We start from the raw sequence: 23,110 nt of genomic DNA, 5'->3' as shown, positions 1-23,110 counted from the left end.
AAGACCAGGAACAAAAATATGTGCTAGTCTCCCCAAGTCATCAGACGGTGGGGATTGCCATGTTGGAAACGGACAAACTGTTCGCCGGCTCGATTCCTGAAAACTACGACCGTTACATGGTGCCTTTGATTTTCGAGCCGTTCGCCGCGGATATCGCGCGCCGAGCCGCGGCCCTGTCGCCGGGGGCTGTCCTGGAAATCGCCGCCGGCACCGGGGTCGTCACCCGCGCATTGGCGCCAAGACTGGCCCCTGGCGCAAGCTATGTCGTGACCGACCTGAACCAGCCGATGCTCGACTACGCCGCCTCGCGACAGACACCCGACAGCCGCATCACATGGCGCCAGGCGGATGCGATGGCGCTGCCGTTCGAGGATGCGGCCTTCGATCTCGTCTGTTGTCAGTTCGGTGCGATGTTCTTTCCAAACCGCGCCTCCGCCTACCGCGAAGCTAGGCGGGTCCTGAGGCCGGGAGGCCGGTTCCTGTTCAACGTATGGGATCGCATCGAGGAGAATGTGTTCGCCGATGACGTGACCAATGCCCTCGCGCGGATTTTTCCCGACGATCCGCCGCGCTTCCTGGCACGCACGCCGCACGGCTATCACGACAAGGCGCTGATCCGTCGCGACCTGGAGGACGCGGGTTTCTCCGATGTCGCGATCGAGACCAGAGCCGAGCAAAGCCGCGCATCCTCGCCACGGCTTCCGGCCGTCGCTTATTGTCAGGGCACCGTCCTTCGCACCGAAATCGAGGCCAGGGACGCTGGAAAACTGGACGCCGCGACCGACTACGCGGCATCAGCCATTGCCGACAGACATGGCAGCGGCGAAGTTGCCGCCAAAATCCAGGCACATGTGATCATGGCCGCGGCCTGAATGTTGGAACGTCCACCCTGCGCAATGGCCGCTGCCCCGTCCTCGACAAGACCGAAAGTGCGATCCGCGGTCAGGGCCTCGGCCTCGATGACCGGGTATCCACCATGGCCAACGCGTTTGTCGTGTGCCGCATTGACAAGCCAATGCATGAAACCTAAGCACAGGCACACAGGGCCGGGGGGCTTTGGCATGTCGAGGAGAGCTTCTTGAAAGGAATTATCCTTGCTGGAGGCAGTGGAACGCGTCTTTATCCACTAACATTAGCAGTCTCTAAGCAAATTCTTCCCATTTACGACAAGCCGATGATCTATTATCCGCTGAGCGTGCTGATGCTCGCGGGAATACGAGAGATTCTGATCATTTCGACGCCCCGTGATCTGCCGGCTTTTCGTGGTTTGCTCGGCGACGGGTCGGAGTTCGGGCTGGCCCTGTCTTACGCCGAGCAGCCGCAGCCCAATGGACTCGCGGAAGCCTTCATCATCGGCCGCGATTTCATCGGCAAGGACAGCGTGTCGATGATCCTGGGCGACAACATCTATTTTGGCGACGGGCTATCGCAGCTTTGCCGCGTCGCGGCATCGCGCCAGAGGGGTGCCTCGGTGTTCGCCTACCATGTCGAGGATCCCGAACGCTATGGCGTGGTGTCTTTCGATAAAGCGACCGGAACCGCGCTGACGATCGAGGAAAAGCCGCAAAAGCCGAAGTCCAACTGGGCCGTCACCGGTCTCTATTTCTACGACAATGACGTCGTCGACATCGCCCCGACCATCCGTCCTTCGGCGCGTGGCGAGATCGAGATCACGGCGGTCAACAATGTCTATCTCGAGCGCGGCCAGCTCCATGTTCACCGGCTGGGACGCGGCTATGCCTGGCTCGACACCGGTACGCATGACAGCCTGCACGAAGCCTCGTCCTTCGTGCGCACGATCGAGCATCGCCAGGGCATCAAGGTCGCCTGTCCGGAGGAAATCGCCTTCGAACAGGGATGGCTGACGGCGGACATGGTGCTGGAGCGCGCAAGCCGGCTGGGAAAGAACGAGTACGCCGCCTATCTGCGCCGGCGCGTCGTCGATCTTTCGGAGGGTTAAGATGCTGGAGGTGAGATCCCTGGGCATCGACGGGGTGCTGGAAATCGTCCCGAAGCGCCATGGTGACGCACGCGGTTTCTTCATGGAAACCTACAATGCCGAGCGCTTTTCGCAGGCCGGCATCGACCTGACTTTCGTGCAGGACAACCATTCCTATTCCGCTGCCCCGGGCGTCCTGCGCGGGCTTCACTACCAGCTTGCGCCGCGTGCCCAGGACAAGCTGCTGCGGGTCATCCGCGGCAGCATTCTCGACATCGCTGTCGATATCCGCCGCGCCTCGAAAACCTTCGGAAAATGGGTCGCCCTCGAAGTGTCGGCCGAAAAAGGCAACCAGATCCTGGTGCCGAAGGGCTTCGCGCATGGCTTCGTCACGCTCGTGCCCGACACCGAGGTGCTGTACAAGGTGACCGACACCTATTCGCCCGAGCATGATCGGTCGATCCGTTTCGACGATCCGGCCATCGGCATAGAATGGCCGTCGCTGGCCGACGGGTTCCAGCTTTCGGACAAGGACCTCAAGGCGCCGACGCTGGCTACGGCCGAGGTGTTCGCCTGATGGAGCATGTGGTGCATAAGGACGGCGGGATGAATTTTCTGGTGACGGGCGGTGCCGGCTTCATCGGTTCGGCGGTATGCCGGCATCTGTGCGCCAATCCGGCCTACCGGGTGACCAATCTCGACAAGCTCACCTATGCGGGCAACCTGGCCTCGCTGCGGCCGATCGAGAATGCCCACAATTACAGCTTCGCCCAGGCCGATATCTGTGACGAAAGGGCGGTGCTCGACATACTGCGCCGCGACGATATCGACATCGTCATGAACCTTGCCGCCGAGAGCCATGTCGACCGCTCGATCGATGGGCCGGGCGCCTTCATCGAGACCAACATCGTCGGCACCTACAAGATCCTCAACGCCGCGCTCGAATACTGGCGCGGCCTGTCCGACGACAGGAAAAGCCGCTTCCGCTTCCATCACGTCTCCACCGACGAGGTGTTCGGCGATCTGCCTTTCGACGGCGGCATGTTCGTCGAGGAGACGCCCTATGCGCCGTCCTCGCCCTATTCCGCCTCGAAAGCGGCTTCTGACCATCTGGTGCGCGCCTGGCACGAGACCTACGGCCTGCCGGTCGTGCTTTCCAACTGTTCGAACAATTACGGCCCCTATCATTTCCCCGAGAAGCTGATCCCGCTCGTCATCCTCAACGCGCTCGATGAAAAGCCGCTGCCGGTCTACGGCGCTGGCGCCAATGTGCGCGACTGGCTGTTCGTCGAGGATCACGCGCGCGCCCTGGAACTCGTCGCCACGAAGGGGCATCCGGGCGAGAGCTACAATGTCGGCGGCAATTCGGAACGCACCAACCTCGCCGTCGTCGAGACGATCTGCGACCTGCTCGACACCAGGCGTCCGCGCGCCGGCGGCAGGCGCTATCGCGAGCTGATCTCCTTCGTCACCGACCGTCCCGGCCACGACCGCCGCTACGCCATCGATGCCACCAAGATAAGCCGCGAACTCGGCTGGACGCCCAGGGAGAATTTCGACAGCGGCCTTGCCAGGACCGTGGATTGGTTCCTCGACAACAAATGGTGGTGGGGACCGATCCGCGAGCAGCGCTATGCCGGCGAAAGACTGGGCGAAGCGCGCAAGGTGGGCGCGTGAGGCTCCTCGTCACCGGACGCGACGGCCAGGTCGCGGCGAGCCTGCTCGAGGCCGGCCAGGCGCGCGCGGGCGTCGAGGTCGTCGCCATCGGCCGCCCGGAGCTCGACCTGGCAAGACCCGACACCGTCATCGATGCCATCACCGCCGCCAAGCCTGACATCGTCGTGTCGGCCGCCGCTTACACGGCCGTCGACCAGGCCGAGGACGAGCCCGATCTGGCCTTTGCGGTGAACGCGACCGGCGCCGGCAAGGTGGCCGAGGCCGCGGCGCGGCTTGGTATTCCAATCATCCATCTTTCGACCGACTATGTCTTCGACGGCAGCGCTCCCCACGCCTATGTCGAGACCGACCCGACGGCGCCGCTCGGTGTCTACGGCGCCTCCAAGCTCGCCGGCGAGCAGGCGGTGGCCGCTGCCAATCCACGCCACATGATCCTGCGCACCGCCTGGGTCTACAGCCCGTTCGGAAAAAATTTCGTGAAAACCATGCTGAGGCTCGCCGCCGACCGCGACGAGATTCCGGTGGTATCAGATCAATGGGGAAATCCCACATCCGCGCTCGACATCGCCGACGCGATCCTGCATGCGGCCACCACGCTGCACCGCAACAACGACGTCGCCGCGTTCGGCACCTATCATCTGGCCGGCACGGGCGAGACCAACTGGAGCGGCTTTGCCCGTCATATCCTCGACACAAGCCTGAAGTCTGGTGGTCCCTGGGCGCGGGTACGGGATATCACGACGATGGACTACCCGACCAAGGCGCGCCGCCCCGCCAATTCCCGGCTATCGAGCGCGAAATTCGCGGGCGTTTTTGCATGGACGGCGCCGGACTGGCGGCAGTCGGCGGAAGAGGTGGTGTGCAACATTTGCGAGCCAGATAGCGCATCAAGGTCGGTTTTTGGTATTTAAAGCTACTTTAAATACATCTCAAACTTGTGGTTTTTCAGAACCTTCACAAGTTCATCGTAGTTATCCAGGGCCATTGAAAGGTCATCCAGAGTATTCTTCGTTGTCTTGCTGAATGATTGGAACTCTGGAATCGATAAGAAGCGCGCTAAGTTTTTTAAGACAAAATCTTCCCTATATAGAAGGTCTTCGTACTCTATTTGTAGGGTCTGATTCTTCCAGCGATCTAGGGTGGATAATAGGTTAGTCCTGACCTCGTCGCATATCTCTGCAATTTCAATTATTTCCAAAGGGTCAATGGTAATCGAAGAGATCGTATCTCCGCCTACGGGAGCGTTATAGAGGCCGATCTTGTTCCAAAGCTTAAGCCCTGTCGATCGGGACACTGCTTGCTTGATGATATTTCTTCTGGTCAAAAGAATTAGCTTAAATCCCATCTCTTCAAGCTTGTCCAGCGTCCGGCTGCTGGGCAGATCGTAAGGTTTGGCCTTGAAACCAACGCACATCGCCTCCTTTTCTGGATCCACAGATCCATAGTCATCCAAAACCCAAGGATTTAGATTGTGGAGCGGGGCTTCGGCTTCTAGCGCATGAAGCAGCTGATCACATACGTCGAGTGACTGGCCTGCAAATATCTCCGAATAACAGATCACGTTCGGTGACGAATTGAGCAGAGAAACCAAGTGCGATGATCCGCTCCTAGCTTCGAAAAGGATGAAGAATCTGTCCCGCATTTTGTCTTTCGTTCCAAGCCAATTAGGCTACCATATTCAGAGCTGGTATCCTAGGACGCTGTTTGCGTCGTTGCCTCTAATAATTTCAAACCTGCGCTCAACTGAAGAGTTCCAATATCTGGCTATGTCCGTTCGACGGCCGGAGTAGGTAAGCGTTGGGGTGCGCTTAACGCGTTACTCATCACCGGCTTTCAGAATGTCTAAATGCGGGAGGACGTCGACGAGTGGGTCTCTGGCTTTTCACTGAGACGAAGGCGCCGTTAAACTGAACCGATCCACTCAGGCAGCGAACCCGGATGTGTGTGAGTGGCTTGTCCACTTTGTAGGCGACGGAAAACGAATTGTGCCAACGCGTCGGTCTTGCCTTGGTCAAATTTACAAGCTCAAACCGGTCTGACGTACAATCCTTGATCTCTATGGCAATCTCCGCTGTTTCGCCTGTGAAGCAGAAGGCGATTTCGGAAGCGCCTTCAATATTCGGTTCGGCTTCCCACTGGGCAGACTGGCTTGAAAGTGTTTTTGAAGGAGATTGCCAAAAGATCGGGGGCTCCTCATGGACCAGCCATAGAGGCCAAAAAGGCGATAGATATCGAACGTCTGATGTTTCCGACCCATGTCCACCTATGATCGTGTCAATCCATGCTCTTGCAAAGCTAGCATTAGGCTTCCCTGGAACGTTGCGTGACAGATAGCCTAGCAGATTTATCTCTTGGTGCTGAATCGGTTCCATATTAAGTGTTTCGCAGCAAAACGAATGCATCGGAAAGCTATAATCAACCAGGTCCGACGAAAATACCTGCTCTAGGTCATGGAAGCTGACGCCGCGTCCGATCCGGTAAAGTTGCTCCGTTGATCGTTCCCCGGACCAACTGTCAAACTCGGCAACGATCTCGCTTCGTTTTGCTTCTGTCTTCGCGAATTCAAACGCCAATCTATCAGGTAACCAATTAAAAAAATGTGCTTCGGTCGTATGGGAGTCAAATGGCAGTAATCTATTGGGCGATTCCATGATCAATACGTGGCCGCCGCGTCCAATGACATCGTCGGCCAAAGCAAGGACGTCCGCGCGTTCGGTAGGGGTCAAGTGCTCAATGACCGCATATAGAACCAACAAGTCGATTTCATCGGGAATTCCAAACGCACTTGGATTTTTTAGGACCCGAACTGCATTCTCGGCCACAAAAAACAAATTCTCTTGTCGTAGACTTCTTGCCCGCCGATTTGCCTCGTGTATCTGATCTTTTAGAAGATCGATACCAATATATCGCCCGAATAGATCGTTGATAGATAGAGATTTATTGCCAGTGCCGCAGCCAATCTCAACGGCGGTTTTATCTTGGCCGGTCATTCCATGCCGGATGAGCATCGTGCGCAAGTAAAAAATCGCAGTGGTTATGCGATCCAGATCATATGGCGGCAAGCCTGAGAGTTCCATAGCAGAATAAAATGACTGGTATTTCTCCAAAGCGGTTTTGTTCGCGCGAGCTATATCGAAGTCCCACTTCGAGCCGCGAAAGAACTGTGACTGGTCAAACAACTTATACATAGACAATCTTCTCGATTAATATCCGTCAGACACTGGCCCTATAACGACTCAACGCCTGCGCCTGTCTGTCGCGCGCAGACACTTTGCTCCAATGCTACACGCGATCCTAAAACCACCCAGAATGGCCTTGGAAAGCATCGGAAACCGGCCGATTCTCAGTGCGACAGCGTCTGTGATCCGGACGGCTCTCCTCGTACGATGAGCCGCCAGTGTGCCAAGCAGGAAGTCGCGCTCCTGGTTCAGGGCGGCAACTTGTGCGTTAAGAGAGTTGAGCTCCGAACTGAGAGCTTCTCGTTGATTTCTTTCGTTAAGGTAGCCGTACGCTTGGGCTTCAATACGAAAGGCGTCGAATCGCGGGATGCCCTGAATATTACGGGCAATACGGCGAAGCCCAGGCCACGTTGCATAGGTTCTGACCATCGATGAGCTGCGAATCCTGTATAGGCAGCCAACGCGCGGAACAATCGCGATCTGCTCCCCACTCGAGATCAGCCGCATATAAAGCGCCCAGTCTTCATATTTTGACTTATCCGTGTCATCCCAGCCACCCATCGCTCTGATCCGGTCGACGCGGAATCCAGAGTTGGCATGGCCAAGAATATTGTCCGTTAGGGCTGCAATAAGGCCGTCTCCGAGCGGCCGGTAGACGTAACTCTCTGATCGTTGGAGCTCAAACTTCGTTCCATCTTCAAAGGCCTGCAAGAAAGGAACAGCAGCTGCAGCGTTAGGATTGTTATTAAAACAGTCGGCCAAGTCCCTGATAAAGTTATTCAAAGGAATATCGTCTGAATCGACATTAATTAACAAAGCCGTATTGGCTGCCGCAAGGGCAGAATTCCTAGCTCCGGCCAATCCTTTATTTGTCTTGTGCCTAATAATTGACCAATCAAGTTTGACCTCTTTTTTGAGAAATGCCAACAGTGCCTCGTAATTGCTTTTGTCGGAACAGTCATCGACAAAAATCACCTTATCTGGCGGCAGGCTCTGGTTCTCAAGCGACCAGGTTAAATCTTTAATGTACTGAATGTCGGTATTGAAATATGGAATCACCACGGTAGTCGTTAACAGTCCTTGGCTCCCTTGTGTTCCCTTACTCTTCGGCCGGCATACGTCCGACAGAGAACGTCTAACATCCGCTTGATGCTGGATAACGCCGGCCTTTAATCTCTGCGCAAGTGTCGTTCTTTTCTTGGACGTGGTATTAACAACATGAAGAATTCGGTGGCTGAGCGCCTCTGAGGTAGGTTTGGAAAGGACATGCGCTGCCCATTGATGCGGAAGCATCTCTGGAACTCCGCCTGCATCCATCAATATCGGCAGCGCTCCAGCATCAATTATGTCAAATACCGTAAGTGGTTGATTGTCGGCTAGGTAAGGTAGGACGAACAGCGCACTTCGAGCGTGTTCATTCGCGAACAAAAGCAAATCGTCACGATGAAAATCGGTATGTTCATCCACGAAAAAGTGCGCTCGAACCTGATCCAGTAAGGGTGACGCCAGCCCTTCTTCTCCAGCCTTCGGGCCGATGATCACGATAGATCTCACTCCCGCTTCGAGAAGCTCAGCAGACGACGAAACAATCGTCTGCAAGAAAAGGTGAAAGCCTTTCATGCTTATCCGTTTGCCGACGAATACGAGCTTATCAACTGAGCCGATCACGCTATGGTCGACAGCCGAAAAGCTATAGGGATATCCAATCACTCGGATGTCCTGATGCAAGGACGCTATCCCAGCCTCTTCGTATAGCCTTTTCAGGAATTTGCTGGGGAAAACGATCGTGTCGGAATATTCTATCGCTATCTTCTCACGAACCGCACTGAGATCGGCCGAAGCTCCGATCCACGTCTGCATTCCATTCTCAAGATAGTGCACCGCTCCGTGGCAATGGACGACCGTTCTCAATTGTGGTGGGAAGAGCGCGGCCCGCCCCGCTTGGGCAACCCGAAGGCCGATTCCCTGATATTCCTGATACTGAACAGTCTCTAAGTCAGGAAAGAAGAATAACAGTTGTTGGATGGCCTCAAGAGCCAAATCTTCTGTAGGCAGTCTTAAAGTGGAGTCGTCGGCAAATAGGTGCCTCGGAGTAGTCAGCTGCTTTCTGCGATGTAAGCTGTGCAACGGGGTATGTGGGCCCACGTAGACTACTAAGGTAGTTTCGGGCCCATACGCCTGTCGCTGTTGTTCGACAACCGTGCCTATTCCGCCCGAAGCACCAACTCCCTGAAATTCCGACGTTATAAGTATGTGGTGCGGTTCGCGCTTGTGATAGATCAACCCAGCATCAAGGAGCCAGTCAAGATAATGCGTGGTCGAAAATGAAAGCTCTAGATATGACGTAGAGAACGACTCGTCAAACTGGTTCATTCTTGTCCAGCCACAGCGATCAACACAAAAACCGGCAGAAATGAAAAACGCGATAAGCTCCTCCAGATTCCATTCTCTTACGTGAGCGCGGTTGTTCGGCAGGTCTTCGATTTCGGTTTTTTCCAATCTTGATCGGTCTGGCGTCGACACAACCAAGCGGCTTCGCTCATTGCGCCGCATCAAGGTTCGCATTCCACTAACCAAAGGTCTCACATCCACAAGATGCTCGATTACGTCACTCAAGATGATGACCGCGGGTAGATGTTCCGAAAGCGATTCGAAAACTTGGCGTATGTCTGTGTATTGGGTGATATCGCACTCGACCCACCTGCGATCCAGGTGCCTCCCTTTCGCGACTAACAGTGAACTGAGAAAATCAACGCCGATCGTATTAAACGACTCCCTTGGAAAATAATGAGCTAGCTTATCTCCATTTCCGCATCCAATGTCGATAATATTCGAAATATTATGCGCTTCAGCTAGCCGCCGCGCGTGATGGTACACATCAGCTTGCCAAATCACGGTTGACTTAGCTGTGTCGCCAAAAATTTCGCAGACGCGTCGAGCTGCGGAATGGCAGCCAAAATTCGCACCGAGCGTGGCAATAGTAACATCTGGAGTAATATCGTCCCCGACGAATGGAGCGACTTCAATGTCGCGATTAGAAAAATTGAACAACTTATTCATCGAGTTCTTCAAGCCACGCATCAGATTTCAAGGTCTTTAGTTAGCCATTCGACGGTGTGCCCAACGCCTTCCTGAAAGTCCACTTCAGGACGCCATCGTAGAATCGTCTGTGCTCTAGAGATATCGAGAACCACAGCGGGCGCATCATCAACCCGGCCTGGACGATATTGCACCTGTGGCGTCTTTCCTATATTCGTTTCTAGCGCTTGAAGTACGTCTTTCAAGCTGTGCCCCAAGCCGGATCCTATATTGAAGATGCGATCGCCGCCCGTGTGCCCAGCGAGCAGAATCATCGCTTCGATAGCATCCGAGACATAGAGGAAATCACGAACAACATTTCCGTCCCCCCAAATTTCAATTGTCTCGTCCAGCAGCATTTTCTTTGCGAATGCGGCGATGACACCTTGGTTCTTTTCGGCGGTTTGGAATGGGCCAAAAGGATTTGCCAACCGCGCTATCCGATAGTCCACTTGATGGAGACGCTCATATAGAGAAAAGTATTTTTCGGACGCAAGTTTGTTGATCCCGTAGGACGTTATCGGGTTCTCCGGGTGATCTTCAGCCATTGGAAGCGTTAATGGAAGACCATACACGGTGCCGCCAGACGAAGCGAATATAATTCTTCCAATATTGAATTCTTTACATTGCTCAAGCAGATTCAGTGTAGGTAAAAGACTTGTCTTTACGTCTATTGTCTTATTAAAATTGGACGCATGCGGAGTATTTGAATTTGCCAAGTGAAAAACGACGTCAACGTCAAATAAGGTGTTAGCAAGGACGGACTGATCAGAAATATCGCCCTGACGCCACTCCACCTGTTCCAGTGCCTTAGGAAAAGCTGCCCTGCGGCCAATGGCTCGTACCTTAGCACCCAGTTCGTTGAGTCTTAGGCAAAGATTAGTGCCGAGAAATCCGCCTGCGCCAACAACCGCGCAAACCTTTCCGTTTACAAAAGACGTCACTGATCTATTTCCATTTAGTTTCCTACGGATAGCTTGTACATAGAACTACTGATCGTGCTGGGGTAATGTAGTGTCTAGGTAAGATTCTCGCGTTCGATATCTGCTCAGTTTCCGAAGTATTGTGTCGCAACATCTTGAGCTGCTCCATCCAGCCGAATTCTGCCATGCTCCAGCCAAACAATCCGACTGCAGTTCTGGAGCAGCAATTCTCTGGAATGACTCGCCAGAACCAGAATCTTTGTCGAACTTACAATCTCTCGCAATCGGCGATTAGCGCGCTCCTTAAAGTCTTCATCGCCGGTCGAAAGCCACTCATCCATGATGAGAATCTCCGGCCGAATCGAGGTTGAGGTTGCGAACGCCAATCTCAGTTGCATGCCAGATGAGTATGTACGGAAAGGCATATCGAGAAAATCCCCAAGCCCGGAAAACTCAGTTATTTCATCCAACCTTTCTCGCAATTCAGATGGGGTGAGTCCCATCATCGCGGCGCGCAAGCGAATGTTTTCCCGACCGGTCGCCTCGGGGTCTATGCCAAGACTGATATTGATGAGCGACACGCACTCGCCGTCAACGGCGGCGTTCCCAGAGGTCGGCGAATAAATTCCGGAAAGGACACGCAGCAGCGTGGTTTTACCCGAGCCATTGTGTCCAATGAGACCGACTCGCTCCCCTTCTTTGATCTCGAGATTGATGTTCTCCAAACCCTTCACGACGATGTTTCCGTCGTGATGGCGCTCGATGGCTCCCCCCGTTGCAACGCTCAGGACGCGGTTTTTGAAAGATCGACTCGCCGCATTGTAGACGGGAAATGCAACGGAGACGTTGTTGAGACAGACGTGAGACATTTTTTCAAAGCCAATAGGGAACGCGTCGACGATACCGATCAAAAAACCAGATGGCAAAAATCCAACCAAGCGCCGACATGACAAGGGCAACCCCCCAGCTCAATGCCGCTGGCTCCTGGCCTAGCAACGGTTCGCGCACGATCGTCATCAAATGGTAAAATGGGTTGAGATCGAATAGATAACGAGAGGCACCTTCCGGAAGGGTTTTCGGCTGCCACATAATTGGCGTAACGTAGAACAGAACCTGTAAAAGATTTTGCAATACCTGAGTAAGGTCGCGATATCTTGCGCACACAAGGCCAAGAATTAACATCATCCACAGCAGATTGAGTACGACCAAAAGAAACCCCGGAACGGCCAGCGGAATGGCTGCAGAAACTGGCGCTCCTACAAGGACAATCAGAACAGGGAAAATGAGCAGATTGTGAGCGAAAATGATCGCATTCCTCAACATCGTTCTTAACACGTGTGTGAACAATGGCATTCGCACCTGGAGAATGATTCCCTCGGCGCTAATGAAACTCGTGCAACCCTCATTCAGGCAGGAGGAGATGAACCCCCATGCGATCATTCCGCTGCAGATGAACGGGAGGTACTCCTGCATAGGCGTTCTAAACAGGGTTCCAAACACAACGCCCAAAGCGCCAATCAGCACACCCATGTTGATCGTCAGCCAAAAGGCCCCAACACGTGATCTACGGTAGCGCTGGGCTATATCCTGCCATGCGAATGTCGTGGCAAGATGATGCTTTTCCAGCGCTTCGGCAATGTCACGCAGTGCATTTTGGGTCGTTGACTTGATTTTGGTCGCTCGAACCAAGGGAGTCCTCATTTCGATGTTCAGCGAGCAGCGAATAGATCATTTGACCAGGATTAGGAAGCCAAACCGCCAGCTAGACCCCGCGACCAATGTGCACTGCGCCGCACGCGCGGCGATTACGGCAACATGCTGCGGTTTCGGTGGTGATCAACCCGTAAATCCCATGTCGGCCCTTGATCTTGCGGATGGAATGCTGCATTCGGCAGCGAAACTGTATGGCAAAGCGATTTTGTCGGCTGCGTTGGCTGTCATCGGGGATCGGTGAGGCCGACTGGAGCGGCGTCGCGCCATCAATTGCACGCTAGCCGAGTGCTTAGTTGGCCCATGCCGTCGTGAAGGACTATCCACGCGACATCCAGGTTAACCTCCATGAGAAGGTACAAAAATGCGCAGAGCGCTCTCATTGGTAAGGCACGGTGTCTTTGTCGTTAGGACTGAAGGGGTGCGGTCCGCCGTGGTGAAGACGCGTCGCTTTCTCGCGGAAAGGCGTTCTCGCACCTCCTCGTTTTCCTTTTTCAGCAATGACGGCGCCGTGAGCGCCCGGCGCCCTTTGCCAGAGAGCGATATTGCCCTTCAGATACCGTTGCCGGTCGCCCCTAACGCAGTGGTGCAGAACGATATCGCGGTAATTGTTCATGTATATTATACAGATGTTTTTAAAGAAATTCTGCTGCAGCTTAAAAATATCGAATCAGGGTTTCGTCTTTATGTGTCAACAACAGATGATGAAAAACGAAAATCGATACAGGGCATCTGTACAGAGTGTGGAATTGGAGGCGCGGAGGTCCGCGTTTTTGAAAACAGAGGCCGGGACATTGCGCCGAAGATTGTTGGGTTCAGCGACGTATACAAAAAGCATGAATTATTCCTTCATTTGCACACGAAGAAATCTCCGCATCTGTCGTCATTAGATGGGTGGCGTGAATATTTGATTCAAAATCTTATTGGATCTAAGGAGATAGTTAGATCTATTCTACTACTTTTCGCATCCGACGAGAAACTTGGCGTGGTATACCCTCAGCATTTTTATCCGATACGTGAAATGCTCAATTGGGGGTTTGATTTTGAAACGGCAAAGGCTCTTCTGGGGCGGGCCCATTGGGAGCTCAGCAAAGATAGCGTCCTGGAATTTCCTTCAGGCTCTATGTTCTGGGGTCGGTCTGCGGCTTTGGCGCCGCTCCTCGATCTGGGCCTGACATTCGAAGACTTCCCAAGCGAGGCTGGGCAGGTAGACGGTACATTGGCGCATGCGATAGAACGCAGCTATTTGCATTTTGCAGAATGCGCTGGGTTTCATTGGTTCAAAGTACAGACCGGTGTTGGAGTTGGTTCAGCTCGGTCGGGAGCGCTTCTCAAGGTCGAAAAGGCTGAAGATCCCAGCATCGTAGAAAAGGTATACCTGCCCCTTTTTGAAGAGCCAGGACGATCAGATCTCTTAATGGGCCGACAATATGGCGAACTCCGCCCACTAAGGATATCGAAGTCCAATAAGCTCAAGCCGAGAATCAACTTGCTGCTGCCCACGATAGATCCCCGGCACATTTTTGGAGGAATATCGACAGCCATAAAAATATTCGATGAGATTTGTCTTGAGTTGGTCGACTTCGATAAGAGAATTATCGTCCTCGATTCGCCCGTGGAAGAGGGCCACCTACATGGACTCCGAGAATACGCGTTAAATTCGAGCGATGGCCCCGCTGTTATTTTTGAGGCATTCGATCGAAGGCGCCGGCTGGACGTCCGTAAAGATGACTTCTACATGTCGACTGCTTGGTGGTCCGAATATCTAAGAACCTCGTCCATTGCGCGGTTCCAGAAGAAGGCTTTTGGGCGACGAGCTAGGGCACTATACTTCATGCAGGATTACGAGTCGAATTTTGTGCAGTGGTCCTCACGTTGGGCGATTGCCGAATCGACTTATGACCTGGACGAAAGTGTCATCCCTCTTGTCAATTCGGAAGAGCTTTCCTCATTTATAAATCATAGATTTGGTCGCGCCGATCAAATCGTGGTTCCGTTTCGCGTAAACGATACGATTAGGAATAGGATAAGGATGGTCCCGAAGGAGAGGATCATTCTCTGTTACGGTAGGCCGGCAGCGGCCAGAAATTGCTTCGAAATAATTGTAGATGGGCTTTCTCTGTGGCAGCAAAGAAATCCGATCGAGGCGAGCAAATGGCGAGTCGTGTTCTTGGGGGAGGACTTTGACGAAAGCAAGATGTGGCCGGTGCAGAATGGTGCTGTTCCTGGGAAAGTTTCGCTTGAAGCGTATGCAGAATACCTAAGCCGTGCAAGCGTTGGAGTATCTCTGATGATTTCGCCACATCCCAGCTATCCGCCGTTAGAGATGGCTCACGCCGGCTTAATTACTGTATCGAACAACTATGACACAAAGAGGATTTCCGACCGAAGCGGTAATCTACTGAGCCTTGACTTTGTTACGCCGGACTCCGTTGCCAGGGCCGTGGGACAGGCCGTATCGATGGCAGAAGAAAACGTTGGTATCACGATGGCGCAAACCGAAATCCGTGAGCTTCCATTCGTTGGAACAAAATATGATCCTAGGAAGATTGCAGCGCTTCTTAAGGATGGAACTGCAGGGTAGCTGGTGATTCCACTAGGAAATTAACAGCAGCTACGTGAACCTACGCAGATCGTCTAGTGGACATCGGCACCAGATGCCAAAGGGCTTGGTGACGACTCTCCCCCCCAAAAAAACATCTGGCTATGGCCCGCGGCCCGCAGTATGCGATACAGCAGGCGGGGGCCGGAGATGCTACTTGTAAGTGTGACGGTCGCGAATGATTCTCGTGCTCACACTTTGCTGGTGGTCATGCCGACAGCCTGGAGTTTAGTACTGCCTAATGAATACTTCCCTGGAAACTGTGTTCGGGCTCAGGCCACAGGTGCGGCGCGCCTTCATCATGGTTCAGGACGTGGTCATGGTCCTGGTCGCCGTGGCGCTCAGCCTTGTCCTGTCGCGGTCGGATCTTTCGTTCGGGGCGCTCTCCACTGAGGGCCTTGTCACCTGGGCCGGCATCGTTCTCATCAGCCATCTTCTGTTCAGATATTGCGGCCTCTACACCACGGTCTGGCGCTTCGCCTCGACGCCTGATTTCTTCAACATCCTGAAGAGCTGCGCGATCCTCACATTCGTGCTTTACGCCGTCTCGCTGGTCGTGCGCTTCTTCCAGCCTGTCGCGGGCCTCAACGAGCGCCAGTTCATCGTCTTCCTGCTCGTCTCCTTCACCATCATCTCGGCGCCCCGGCTGTTCTACCGCTTCCTGCGCGACGGCGCGAGCTGGGGCGTCCTGAACGGCAAGGCCGACACGGCGCGCGCCAAACAGGCCCTGTTCGTCGGGCGGCTGAGCGAGGCCGACCTGATCATTCGTTTCACGCGCACGGCGCAGCCCGCCGACCATTCCATCGTCGGCATCATGGCCACCGAGCACGGCGCACCGCTCGGCACGCGCATTCAAGGGGTTCCCGTGGTGGCGACCCGGCCGCGCCTGATCGATGTGCTGGAGGATTATGCGACCGGCACCAAGAGCCTCGATCTCCTGATCTTCGGCAGCGGCGCCGAGCATGAGATCGAGGAATATTCGGAGCTTGTCCGCGTCGCGCGTCACGGCGACATCGGGGTCGTGCAGTTCGCGGGGCTTTCGCAGCTGGGCCAGGAGGGAAAGCTCGTTCTCGACGCCGTCGAGATGGAGACGATCCTGCGCCGCCCGACGGTGGCGTCCGACATCGAGCGCATCGGCGCCTTCGTCGGCGGCAAGCGCGTCCTGGTCACGGGAGGCGCCGGCTCCATCGGCCGAACGCTGGTCAAGCGGTCGCTGGAGCTTGGGGCCGACGCCGTGCTGGTCGCCGACAATTCCGAATTCGGCATCTTCCAGTTGAGCCAGTATATCGACGAGAAGCACCATGACCGCCTCAAGGTCCGCATCGTCGATGTCGCGGACCGGCGTCAGATGACGCGTGTCGTCACCGAGTTCAAACCCGACATCCTCTTCCATGCCGCCGCGTTGAAGCATGTTCCGCTGCTGGAGGAGAACTGGGAATCGGCTATCCAGACCAATGTCTTCGGCACGCTTGTCTGCGCCGAAGTCGCCGCCAGGTGCGGCGTGGCGCAATTCGTCATGGTCTCGAGCGACAAGGCCGTCGATCCGACGTCCGTGCTTGGCATGACCAAGCGAGCCGCCGAACAGATCGTCAGCGCCTTGCATGGGACACCGGCCGGCGAACCGGGCGGGCGCCGCCCCGCCACCAAGTTCATCGCGGTGCGCTTCGGCAACGTCTTCGGCAGCAATGGCTCGGTGGCGACCATATTCCAGGCCCAGATCGAGGCCGGCGGGCCGGTCACCATAACCGACCGGCGCATGACGCGCTATTTCATGACGGTCGCCGAGGCCGTCGATCTCGTCATCATGTCGGCCGCCGATGCCGCGTCGCGGCCGGCCGGCCAGGACTACGCCGTCTACATGCTCGACATGGGCAAGCCCGTGCCGATCCTCGAAGTGGCCGAAACGATGATCCGCATGGCGGGAAAAAGCCCCTATACGGACATCCCGATCCGCTTCACGGGCATCCGGCCGGGTGAAAAGCTGCACGAGACCCTTCACGGCGAAGACGAGGAACTGGTCGAGCTCAGCATCGCCAAGATTTTTGGCCTGAGCACCGATGTCGCGCAGTGGTCGGATGTCCAGGCAGCGCTTGCAGCGCTGCAGCAATCCATGAAGAGCCAGGACAAGGCGGCCTCGCTCACCATCCTGGCCGATCTCGACCGCACGACGAAGACAAGGGCGAACGCGCAGCACGACGCGGTCCCGAAGACGGCCGGGCAGGCGAGCTAAAGCAATTCCAGCGGTTTTCCGTCCGGAATTGCGTGAAGGCAAACATGAGCAATTCCAGGAAAAGTGCGTTGCGGTTTTCCTCGCGCGGTAAGGCGTTTGACATCAGTGAGTAAGACAGATCTGCGCATTGCCGTCCTGATGGCCACGAAGGATGGCGCCGCCTTCATCGACGAGCAGCTGCGGTCGCTGCTCGCGCAGTCGCATCCTCTGATCGACCTTTGGATATCCGACGACGGCTCCGTCGATGGCACAGTTGCCATCATCGAAGCCTGGAAGCCTCGTTGGACAAAAGGCCGGATAAATCTGGTGGAGGGGCCGCGGCAGGGCTTTGCCGCCAATTTCCGGTCGATGATCCTCGACCCGCGCATCGATGCGGATTGCTACGCCTTCAGCGACCAGGACGATGTCTGGGAGCCCGACAGGCTGGAAAGCGCCCTTGGCTGGATGCAGTCATTTGACGCGGCGCAACCGCTGATGTCCTGCTCGCGAACCGCGACCATGACCGAAACCGGAAGCCTGGTCGGCCATTCGCCGCTGTTTAGCCGTCCGCCGTCCTTCCGCAACGCGCTCGTCCAGAGCATTGCCGGCGGCAACACCATCCTGCTCAACCGCGCCGCGCGCGATCTGTTGGCCAGGGCCTCCACCGGGACCGGCTTCGTCAGCCACGATTGGTGGGCCTATCTGATTGTCACTGGTGCCGGCGGTGTCGTCCGCTACGATCCGCGGCCACTGGTACGCTACCGCCAGCATGCGGCGAATCTGGTCGGCGCCAATGTATCGTGGCGGGCACGGATCTCGCGGCTCGGCCGCCTGTTCAAGGGCCAGTTCGCGGACTGGACCGATCTCAATCTTGCCGGCCTCGCCGTCAATCGCGATCTCCTTACGAAGGACGCGCTGGCATGCCTCGACCTGTTCGCGAACGGTCGGCAAGGTAGCCTTTTCCAACGCCTGGGCGCGCTGCGCAAAAGCCGCGTCTATCGACAGACTTTTGCCGGGAGCCTTGGGCTCTATCTCGCCTTTGTGCTGGGTCGTATCTGAATATCGGGAGACCGCTTGGCGCGCTTGGTCAGCAAGGCGACCTCATGCTACGTCGACCGGATTGATGGGCTCGCTCGCGGTTGCCGCGTGAAGCCCTGGCAGGGAGCCCATCGGCCACTCATGACGACAGCCAAGAAAATCTTCGATCTCGCCGGTGCGGCTGTGCTGCTGGTGGCAACCTCTCCCATCCTGTTGCTCGCCATTCTTGCCGTCCGCGCATCGTCGCCCGGTCCGGTGATTTTTTCCCAAACGCGGATTGGCCGCGAAGGCGCGCTTTTTCGCTGCCACAAATTAAGGACGATGTACCAGGGGACGCCATCCTTGCCCTCGCACGAAACCCCCGCGAGCGCCGTGACATCGGTTGGAAAGAGCTTGCGGAAATTCAAGCTCGACGAATTGCCGCAGCTCTGGAACGTCCTTTGCGGCGAAATGAGCCTGGTCGGGCCGCGTCCCTGCCTGCCGACCCAGACGGAACTGATCGAATGCCGCAGGCGGCTGGGGGTTTTGCAGGCTCTGCCCGGAATGACGGGCTTGGCCCAGATCAGGGGCATCGACATGTCGAACCCGCGACTTCTGGCCGACACCGATGCCATCTATCTCAGGACCGCGTCGTTCTGGCTCGACCTTCGCATCCTGTTTGGGACACTCTATCGCGGCTGAGCAGGCCTGCTCCGGAAGCAGAGGCCGGTCCTTGGATCAGGGTCAGACAGGAAGCCGGGGCCTTCGGAGCCGCGCCATCTCGGCCAGCCGCTCCAATGTCTCGGTTTCAGGCGCCCAGCCTTCCGAGGCAAGGAGCGAAGGGTCGCATATCTGGGTCGCGGTCAGGCTGTCCCAGAACGTCCGCTTGCCGAGCAGTATGGCGGCCGCCCGCATCGGTCCGGCCGGCATTGTCACCAGGCGCTTCGGTCTGCCGAAACCGCGGCGAAAGGCACCGATGATGGCAGCGACGGAAACCGGCGGCACGTCGCTGGCGGTATAGATCGGACGAAGCGGCTGCGAATGGCAAAGCAGATGCCACACCGCCCCCGCCGCCGATTGCGATGACAGCAGCGAGCGGTTTGCCGTCAGCGCGCCTGTCGGCATTGGCAGAGCCGTATCGGCGAGCCGCATCAGCGTCGCCAGGTTTCCTTTCATGCCGCTCCCGTAGACCGGAGGCAGCCGCAATATGGCGGCGTCGGCACGGCCGTGCGAGGCATAGGCGCCCAATACGGCAATTTCTGCTTCGCGTTTCGAGCGCCCGTAGGCGTCCTGCGGTTCGGGGACTGTGTCTTCGTCGATCGTTGCGCTGGCACGCGCACCGATCACGGCCCGGATCGAGGAAAGATGGATGAACCGTCCGCTTGCCTGCGCGGCGGCGGCATGCGCCAGGCGCGCGCTCAATTGCGCATTGGCTGCCAGAAAGTCGCCTTCGGTGGCGTTGCCCTGGTCATTGTTCAGACCCGCGCAATGGACGATATCCGTAACATCCCTGGTCAGCGCCAGGAAAGCCGGGGCAGGTGCATCGAACGCCGGCATCGGCATGGCGTCGGAGCCCGCATCAAGTCTCTCCGGCTGGCGGGAGGCGAGGCGAAGCTCGACACCGGCCTGACGAAGCCGATGGACCACCTGGCGGCCGATGAAGCCCGTCGCGCCCGTGACCAGGACTTTCATTGCCTTGCCCGCACCGGCTACTGGACGACTGGCGGGGGGGCCAGGCTTTCCACCGCTGGTGGAAGGGCTTGGTCTTCCACCAACGCAGCTTGGCGGCCACAGGCAAGATATGTTCCCGACACCAGGAAGATCATAAAAACCGAGTCCAGAATGTCATGGCCGATCAGGATGCCCGTCATTCCGGCGGTCAGATAGGTGATCACGAGGGCGACGATCATGGTGGCGCCGAACCGCTCGACCGGATCGGCGCTGTCGCGAAGGACCCGGGCGGCATTTCTGGCGGCAACCACGAAGATCGCCGCCAGCGTCACCGCACCCAGGATTCCCGCTTGCACCAAGGCGGTCAGGAAGCCGTTGTGGAAATGATTGAAACCTTCATCCATCCCGAACTGATCCTGAAAACCCTGCTTGATCAAGAGCCGGGTGGCACCCACGCCATGTCCGAAAAATGGCATCTCCCGAAATGCCTTCAGCCCGATATCCCAAAGGGCGACGCGCGATCCCAAAGCTGTCGTGTGGTCACCATGGGTCAGCGCATCCCAGTCCGAGTGCAGAAATGCGACACGCCCCGCTATCGTCTGGGACCCGAAAACCGCGATCGTGGCTGCGAGCGCGGCCAGCAGCAAAAGCACGCGAACGGCATTTCTCCCTCTCAGCTTCTGCTGGTTGATCAGCAGAACCGCGATACCGGTAATCAGCAGCGCCAGCCAGACGATGCGGGTACCGGAGTAGATGATCGCGATCGTTCCGCCGAGTGCAGCGCAGATAAGGGCGATCCTGTATCTCTCTATGCCGGACAGGGCAGCGGCCACGCAGGTCACCACTGCAAGACAGAGGACCTCAGCGAACACGATCGCATTCCCGGCCCCGCCCTCGGCGCGTATGCCAAGCCGATATTGCTGATAGACCGCCAGCAGCAGCGCTCCAAAACAGGCAGCCATGCTGGCCACCACAATGATGCGGACGAGCGTTGTCTTTTGCGTAATGCTCCAGGTCGAATAGGAGATGGGAAAAAACAGAAAGGTGATCAGCGGAACAAGATGCCGCGCGTCCGTGACGATCGCGTGGTTGACGAGGGACGCCAGGACGTTGCTTGCGCAATAGGCATAAATCGCGATCGTCAGCGCCATCATCGCCCGGTCGACATTGAAGCGTCTTCTCTTCAAGGCGATCAACAGGACGGACCACAGGCCACCGCCATTGAACACGAAGCTGACCACCGACCCCAGGACCGGGGGAGAAAAGAAACAGAGAATGGAGAAGTAGATATTGATCCGCGAAGGCGTGAACTGCTGCCTTATGAATGAAAGCCGGTTCAATTTTCGGACCTGCTATTCTTGAGAAATTTTATGCGGCACATCATGTTTGGTGAAACCGAATGTGCTCGCTTCGAAATTGCCCATGCTCCATCACGCACTTGCCCGCTCTCGAAAAGCGTATAGCGGCTGGGTCGCTGTTTCGATAGTGCGCCCGGATCGATCGCCGCCGAAATCCGGCAGTTGGGGACCGTTGACTCCTGCAGCGTCCCCGCACAACTCTCTCACAGGCAATATTTTTCCTGCCTTTTCCCGACCGGAGGCCGTACAAGCAGAAATTTCCGGGTTTTGCCACAAGCATGGAAAATTCATTCCCGAACGAACCGCTGCCGGGCTCCTCCTGCATTGTTCTGGGCCGTTACGATCTGCTAGAACGCCCGCACGAAACACTTTGTCCAGAAGCGAAGCTTGAACCGGGCGTAAAAAGCTCGATGTTTTGACGTAGGATCTTCTGTTGCAAGGCACGAAAGAACGCTCACGGTCCATGATATCAGCGCTTACGCATCTGCAGCGGCTTGAAGCCGAGTCCATCCACATATTCCGCGAGGTCGCGGCTGCCTTCACCAAGCCGGTCATGCTTTATTCCGTCGGCAAGGATTCGTCGGTGCTGATGCATCTGGCGATGAAGGCGTTCTATCCGGCCAAGCCGCCATTCCCCTTTCTTCACGTCGACACCACCTGGAAATTTCGCGAGATGATCGCATTTCGCGATCAGATGGCCCAGAAGCTGGGTTTTGACCTTCTGGTTCACGTCAACGAAGACGGCGTGCGCGACAACATCAATCCGTTCGATCACGGTTCGAACACCCACACCCATGTGATGAAGACCGTGGCGTTGCGCCAGGCGCTCGACAAATACGGCTTCGATGCCGCCTTTGGCGGCGCCCGTCGCGACGAGGAAAAGTCGCGCGCCAAGGAGCGCATCTTCTCCTTCCGCAATGCCCAGCATGTGTGGGATCCGAAGAACCAGCGGCCCGAAATGTGGAAGATTTTCAACACGCGTATCGCGCAGGGTGAATCGATCCGCGTCTTCCCCTTGTCGAATTGGACCGAGCTCGACATCTGGCAGTACATTTTGCAGGAAAACATTCCGATCGTGCCGCTCTATTTCGCCAAGCGGCGGCCGGTCGTCGAACGCAATGGCATGTTGATCCTCAAGGACGATGATCGCATGAAGCTGCTCCCCGGCGAGGTCGTGGAGGACCGCCTGGTGCGGTTCCGTACGCTTGGCTGTTATCCGCTGACCGGCGCCATCGAATCCGACGCCGACACACTCGAAGCCATCGTTGGCGAGATGCTGACGGCACGCACGTCCGAACGGCAGGGTCGGCTGATCGACCGCGATGAAGCCGGTTCGATGGAGAAGAAGAAGCGCGAGGGGTATTTCTGACCATGCGCCACATCATGGCAAAGAGCCTCGCTCCAACGGACGGCGTCCGCGACTATCTGGCGGCGCAAGAGAAGAAGTCGCTGCTGCGCTTCCTGACCTGCGGTTCGGTCGATGATGGTAAGTCGACGTTGATCGGTCGGCTTTTGTCCGACACCAAGCAGATTTTCGAGGACCAACTCGCCGCGCTCGAACGCGATTCGCGAAAGCATGGCACGACGGGCGACGACATCGACTTCGCGCTGCTGGTTGATGGCCTCGAGGCCGAGCGCGAGCAAGGCATCACAATCGACGTCGCCTACCGCTTCTTCGCCACGCCGAAGCGCAAGTTCATCGTCGCCGACACGCCCGGCCACGAACAATATACCCGCAACATGGCGA

General features: G+C 56.4%; 19 protein-coding genes. 11 read left to right on the top strand and 8 right to left on the bottom strand.

Annotated features, from left to right (window positions below):
• Positions 1–59 precede the first annotated feature (59 nt).
• The 5 genes from EN850_RS15620 (at position 60) to rfbD (ending at position 4,527) form a co-directional block, all read left to right on the top strand.
• Positions 60–872 (top strand): class I SAM-dependent methyltransferase, encoded by an 813-nt coding sequence (locus tag EN850_RS15620; protein WP_136091726.1) that lies wholly within the window; start codon positions 60–62, stop codon positions 870–872.
• A 206-nt stretch (positions 873–1,078) separates the two neighbouring features.
• Positions 1,079–1,960 (top strand): glucose-1-phosphate thymidylyltransferase RfbA, encoded by an 882-nt coding sequence (gene rfbA / locus EN850_RS15615; RefSeq protein ID WP_127873144.1) that lies wholly within the window; start codon positions 1,079–1,081, stop codon positions 1,958–1,960.
• Position 1,961: 1 nt separating this feature from the next.
• Entirely contained in the window at positions 1,962–2,516 is a 555-nt protein-coding gene (gene rfbC / locus EN850_RS15610; protein ID WP_127281044.1) for a dTDP-4-dehydrorhamnose 3,5-epimerase, read from the top strand.
• Positions 2,517–2,545: 29 nt separating this feature from the next.
• Positions 2,546–3,616: a dTDP-glucose 4,6-dehydratase gene (gene rfbB / locus EN850_RS15605; RefSeq protein WP_135929890.1), complete on the top strand. Its 1,071-nt coding sequence runs from the start codon at positions 2,546–2,548 to the stop codon at positions 3,614–3,616.
• Positions 3,613–4,527, top strand: a complete 915-nt coding sequence (rfbD, locus tag EN850_RS15600; RefSeq protein WP_136091725.1) for a dTDP-4-dehydrorhamnose reductase — start codon at positions 3,613–3,615, stop codon at positions 4,525–4,527. Before rfbB ends, rfbD begins: the two co-directional genes overlap by 4 nt.
• A gap of 2 nt (positions 4,528–4,529) precedes the next feature.
• Here the strand turns inward: rfbD and EN850_RS15595 are convergent, their stop codons facing one another.
• From EN850_RS15595 to EN850_RS15570, 6 genes are all read right to left on the bottom strand, one after another.
• Positions 4,530–5,258 (bottom strand): hypothetical protein, encoded by a 729-nt coding sequence (locus EN850_RS15595; RefSeq protein WP_135929863.1) that lies wholly within the window; start codon positions 5,256–5,258, stop codon positions 4,530–4,532.
• 181 nt (positions 5,259–5,439) lie between these two features.
• Positions 5,440–6,804, bottom strand: a complete 1,365-nt coding sequence (locus EN850_RS15590; protein WP_136091724.1) for a class I SAM-dependent methyltransferase — start codon at positions 6,802–6,804, stop codon at positions 5,440–5,442.
• 48 nt (positions 6,805–6,852) lie between these two features.
• Complete coding sequence (locus EN850_RS15585; RefSeq protein WP_189591128.1) at positions 6,853–9,855, bottom strand: glycosyltransferase; 3,003 nt, start codon at positions 9,853–9,855, stop codon at positions 6,853–6,855.
• Between the two features lie 20 nt (positions 9,856–9,875).
• Positions 9,876–10,817, bottom strand: coding sequence for an NAD-dependent epimerase/dehydratase family protein (locus EN850_RS15580; RefSeq protein WP_189591126.1), 942 nt, complete (start codon positions 10,815–10,817; stop codon positions 9,876–9,878).
• 104 nt (positions 10,818–10,921) lie between these two features.
• Positions 10,922–11,665: an ABC transporter ATP-binding protein gene (locus EN850_RS15575; RefSeq protein ID WP_135929891.1), complete on the bottom strand. Its 744-nt coding sequence runs from the start codon at positions 11,663–11,665 to the stop codon at positions 10,922–10,924.
• 4 nt (positions 11,666–11,669) lie between these two features.
• Positions 11,670–12,485: an ABC transporter permease gene (locus tag EN850_RS15570; RefSeq protein ID WP_245511816.1), complete on the bottom strand. Its 816-nt coding sequence runs from the start codon at positions 12,483–12,485 to the stop codon at positions 11,670–11,672.
• Between the two features lie 454 nt (positions 12,486–12,939).
• Here EN850_RS15570 and EN850_RS15565 point away from each other — a divergent pair, with 454 nt between their 5' ends.
• The 4 genes from EN850_RS15565 (at position 12,940) to EN850_RS15550 (ending at position 19,036) form a co-directional block, all read left to right on the top strand.
• Entirely contained in the window at positions 12,940–15,090 is a 2,151-nt protein-coding gene (locus tag EN850_RS15565) for a rhamnan synthesis F family protein (RefSeq protein ID WP_189591123.1), read from the top strand.
• A gap of 259 nt (positions 15,091–15,349) precedes the next feature.
• Positions 15,350–17,338 (top strand): nucleoside-diphosphate sugar epimerase/dehydratase, encoded by a 1,989-nt coding sequence (locus tag EN850_RS15560; RefSeq protein ID WP_246689225.1) that lies wholly within the window; start codon positions 15,350–15,352, stop codon positions 17,336–17,338.
• Positions 17,339–17,443: 105 nt separating this feature from the next.
• Complete coding sequence (locus tag EN850_RS15555) at positions 17,444–18,376, top strand: glycosyltransferase family 2 protein (protein ID WP_136091720.1); 933 nt, start codon at positions 17,444–17,446, stop codon at positions 18,374–18,376.
• A 120-nt stretch (positions 18,377–18,496) separates the two neighbouring features.
• Positions 18,497–19,036 carry a sugar transferase gene (locus tag EN850_RS15550; protein WP_127279446.1) on the top strand — a complete coding sequence of 180 codons (540 nt, stop codon included), beginning with the start codon at positions 18,497–18,499 and terminating at the stop codon, positions 19,034–19,036.
• Positions 19,037–19,078: 42 nt separating this feature from the next.
• Here EN850_RS15550 and EN850_RS15545 read toward each other — a convergent pair whose 3' ends face one another.
• Positions 19,079–20,026 carry an NAD-dependent epimerase/dehydratase family protein gene (locus tag EN850_RS15545; RefSeq protein ID WP_136091719.1) on the bottom strand — a complete coding sequence of 316 codons (948 nt, stop codon included), beginning with the start codon at positions 20,024–20,026 and terminating at the stop codon, positions 19,079–19,081.
• A 17-nt stretch (positions 20,027–20,043) separates the two neighbouring features.
• Positions 20,044–21,345, bottom strand: coding sequence for an O-antigen ligase (locus EN850_RS15540; protein ID WP_136091718.1), 1,302 nt, complete (start codon positions 21,343–21,345; stop codon positions 20,044–20,046).
• Positions 21,346–21,826: 481 nt separating this feature from the next.
• On the opposite strand from EN850_RS15540, the gene cysD reads away from it, so the two are divergent.
• Together cysD and EN850_RS15530 are read left to right on the top strand one after the other, a co-directional pair.
• Positions 21,827–22,732: a sulfate adenylyltransferase subunit CysD gene (gene cysD / locus EN850_RS15535; protein WP_127279443.1), complete on the top strand. Its 906-nt coding sequence runs from the start codon at positions 21,827–21,829 to the stop codon at positions 22,730–22,732.
• Positions 22,733–22,734: 2 nt separating this feature from the next.
• On the top strand, positions 22,735–23,110 hold a 376-nt coding region (locus EN850_RS15530), incomplete at its 3' end, for a GTP-binding protein (RefSeq protein ID WP_246689224.1).

Source organism: Mesorhizobium sp. M8A.F.Ca.ET.207.01.1.1 (assembly GCF_004794715.1).
Lineage (GTDB): Bacteria > Pseudomonadota > Alphaproteobacteria > Rhizobiales > Rhizobiaceae > Mesorhizobium.
This window is presented reverse-complemented; position numbering and strand designations above follow the sequence as displayed.

Excerpts from the sequence above, each read along its gene's own strand:
- EN850_RS15620 (WP_136091726.1), top strand. The coding sequence starts at position 60 with ATGTTGGAAACGGACAAACTGTTCGCCGGCTCGATTCCTGAAAACTAC.
- rfbC (WP_127281044.1), top strand. The coding sequence starts at position 1,962 with ATGCTGGAGGTGAGATCCCTGGGCATCGACGGGGTGCTGGAAATCGTC.
- rfbB (WP_135929890.1), top strand. The coding sequence starts at position 2,546 with ATGAATTTTCTGGTGACGGGCGGTGCCGGCTTCATCGGTTCGGCGGTA.
- EN850_RS15595 (WP_135929863.1), bottom strand. The coding sequence starts at position 5,258 with ATGCGGGACAGATTCTTCATCCTTTTCGAAGCTAGGAGCGGATCATCG.
- EN850_RS15590 (WP_136091724.1), bottom strand. The coding sequence starts at position 6,804 with ATGTATAAGTTGTTTGACCAGTCACAGTTCTTTCGCGGCTCGAAGTGG.
- EN850_RS15585 (WP_189591128.1), bottom strand. The coding sequence starts at position 9,855 with ATGAATAAGTTGTTCAATTTTTCTAATCGCGACATTGAAGTCGCTCCA.
- EN850_RS15575 (WP_135929891.1), bottom strand. The coding sequence starts at position 11,665 with ATGTCTCACGTCTGTCTCAACAACGTCTCCGTTGCATTTCCCGTCTAC.
- EN850_RS15560 (WP_246689225.1), top strand. The coding sequence starts at position 15,350 with ATGAATACTTCCCTGGAAACTGTGTTCGGGCTCAGGCCACAGGTGCGG.
- EN850_RS15550 (WP_127279446.1), top strand. The coding sequence starts at position 18,497 with ATGACGACAGCCAAGAAAATCTTCGATCTCGCCGGTGCGGCTGTGCTG.
- EN850_RS15545 (WP_136091719.1), bottom strand. The coding sequence starts at position 20,026 with ATGAAAGTCCTGGTCACGGGCGCGACGGGCTTCATCGGCCGCCAGGTG.
- cysD (WP_127279443.1), top strand. The coding sequence starts at position 21,827 with ATGATATCAGCGCTTACGCATCTGCAGCGGCTTGAAGCCGAGTCCATC.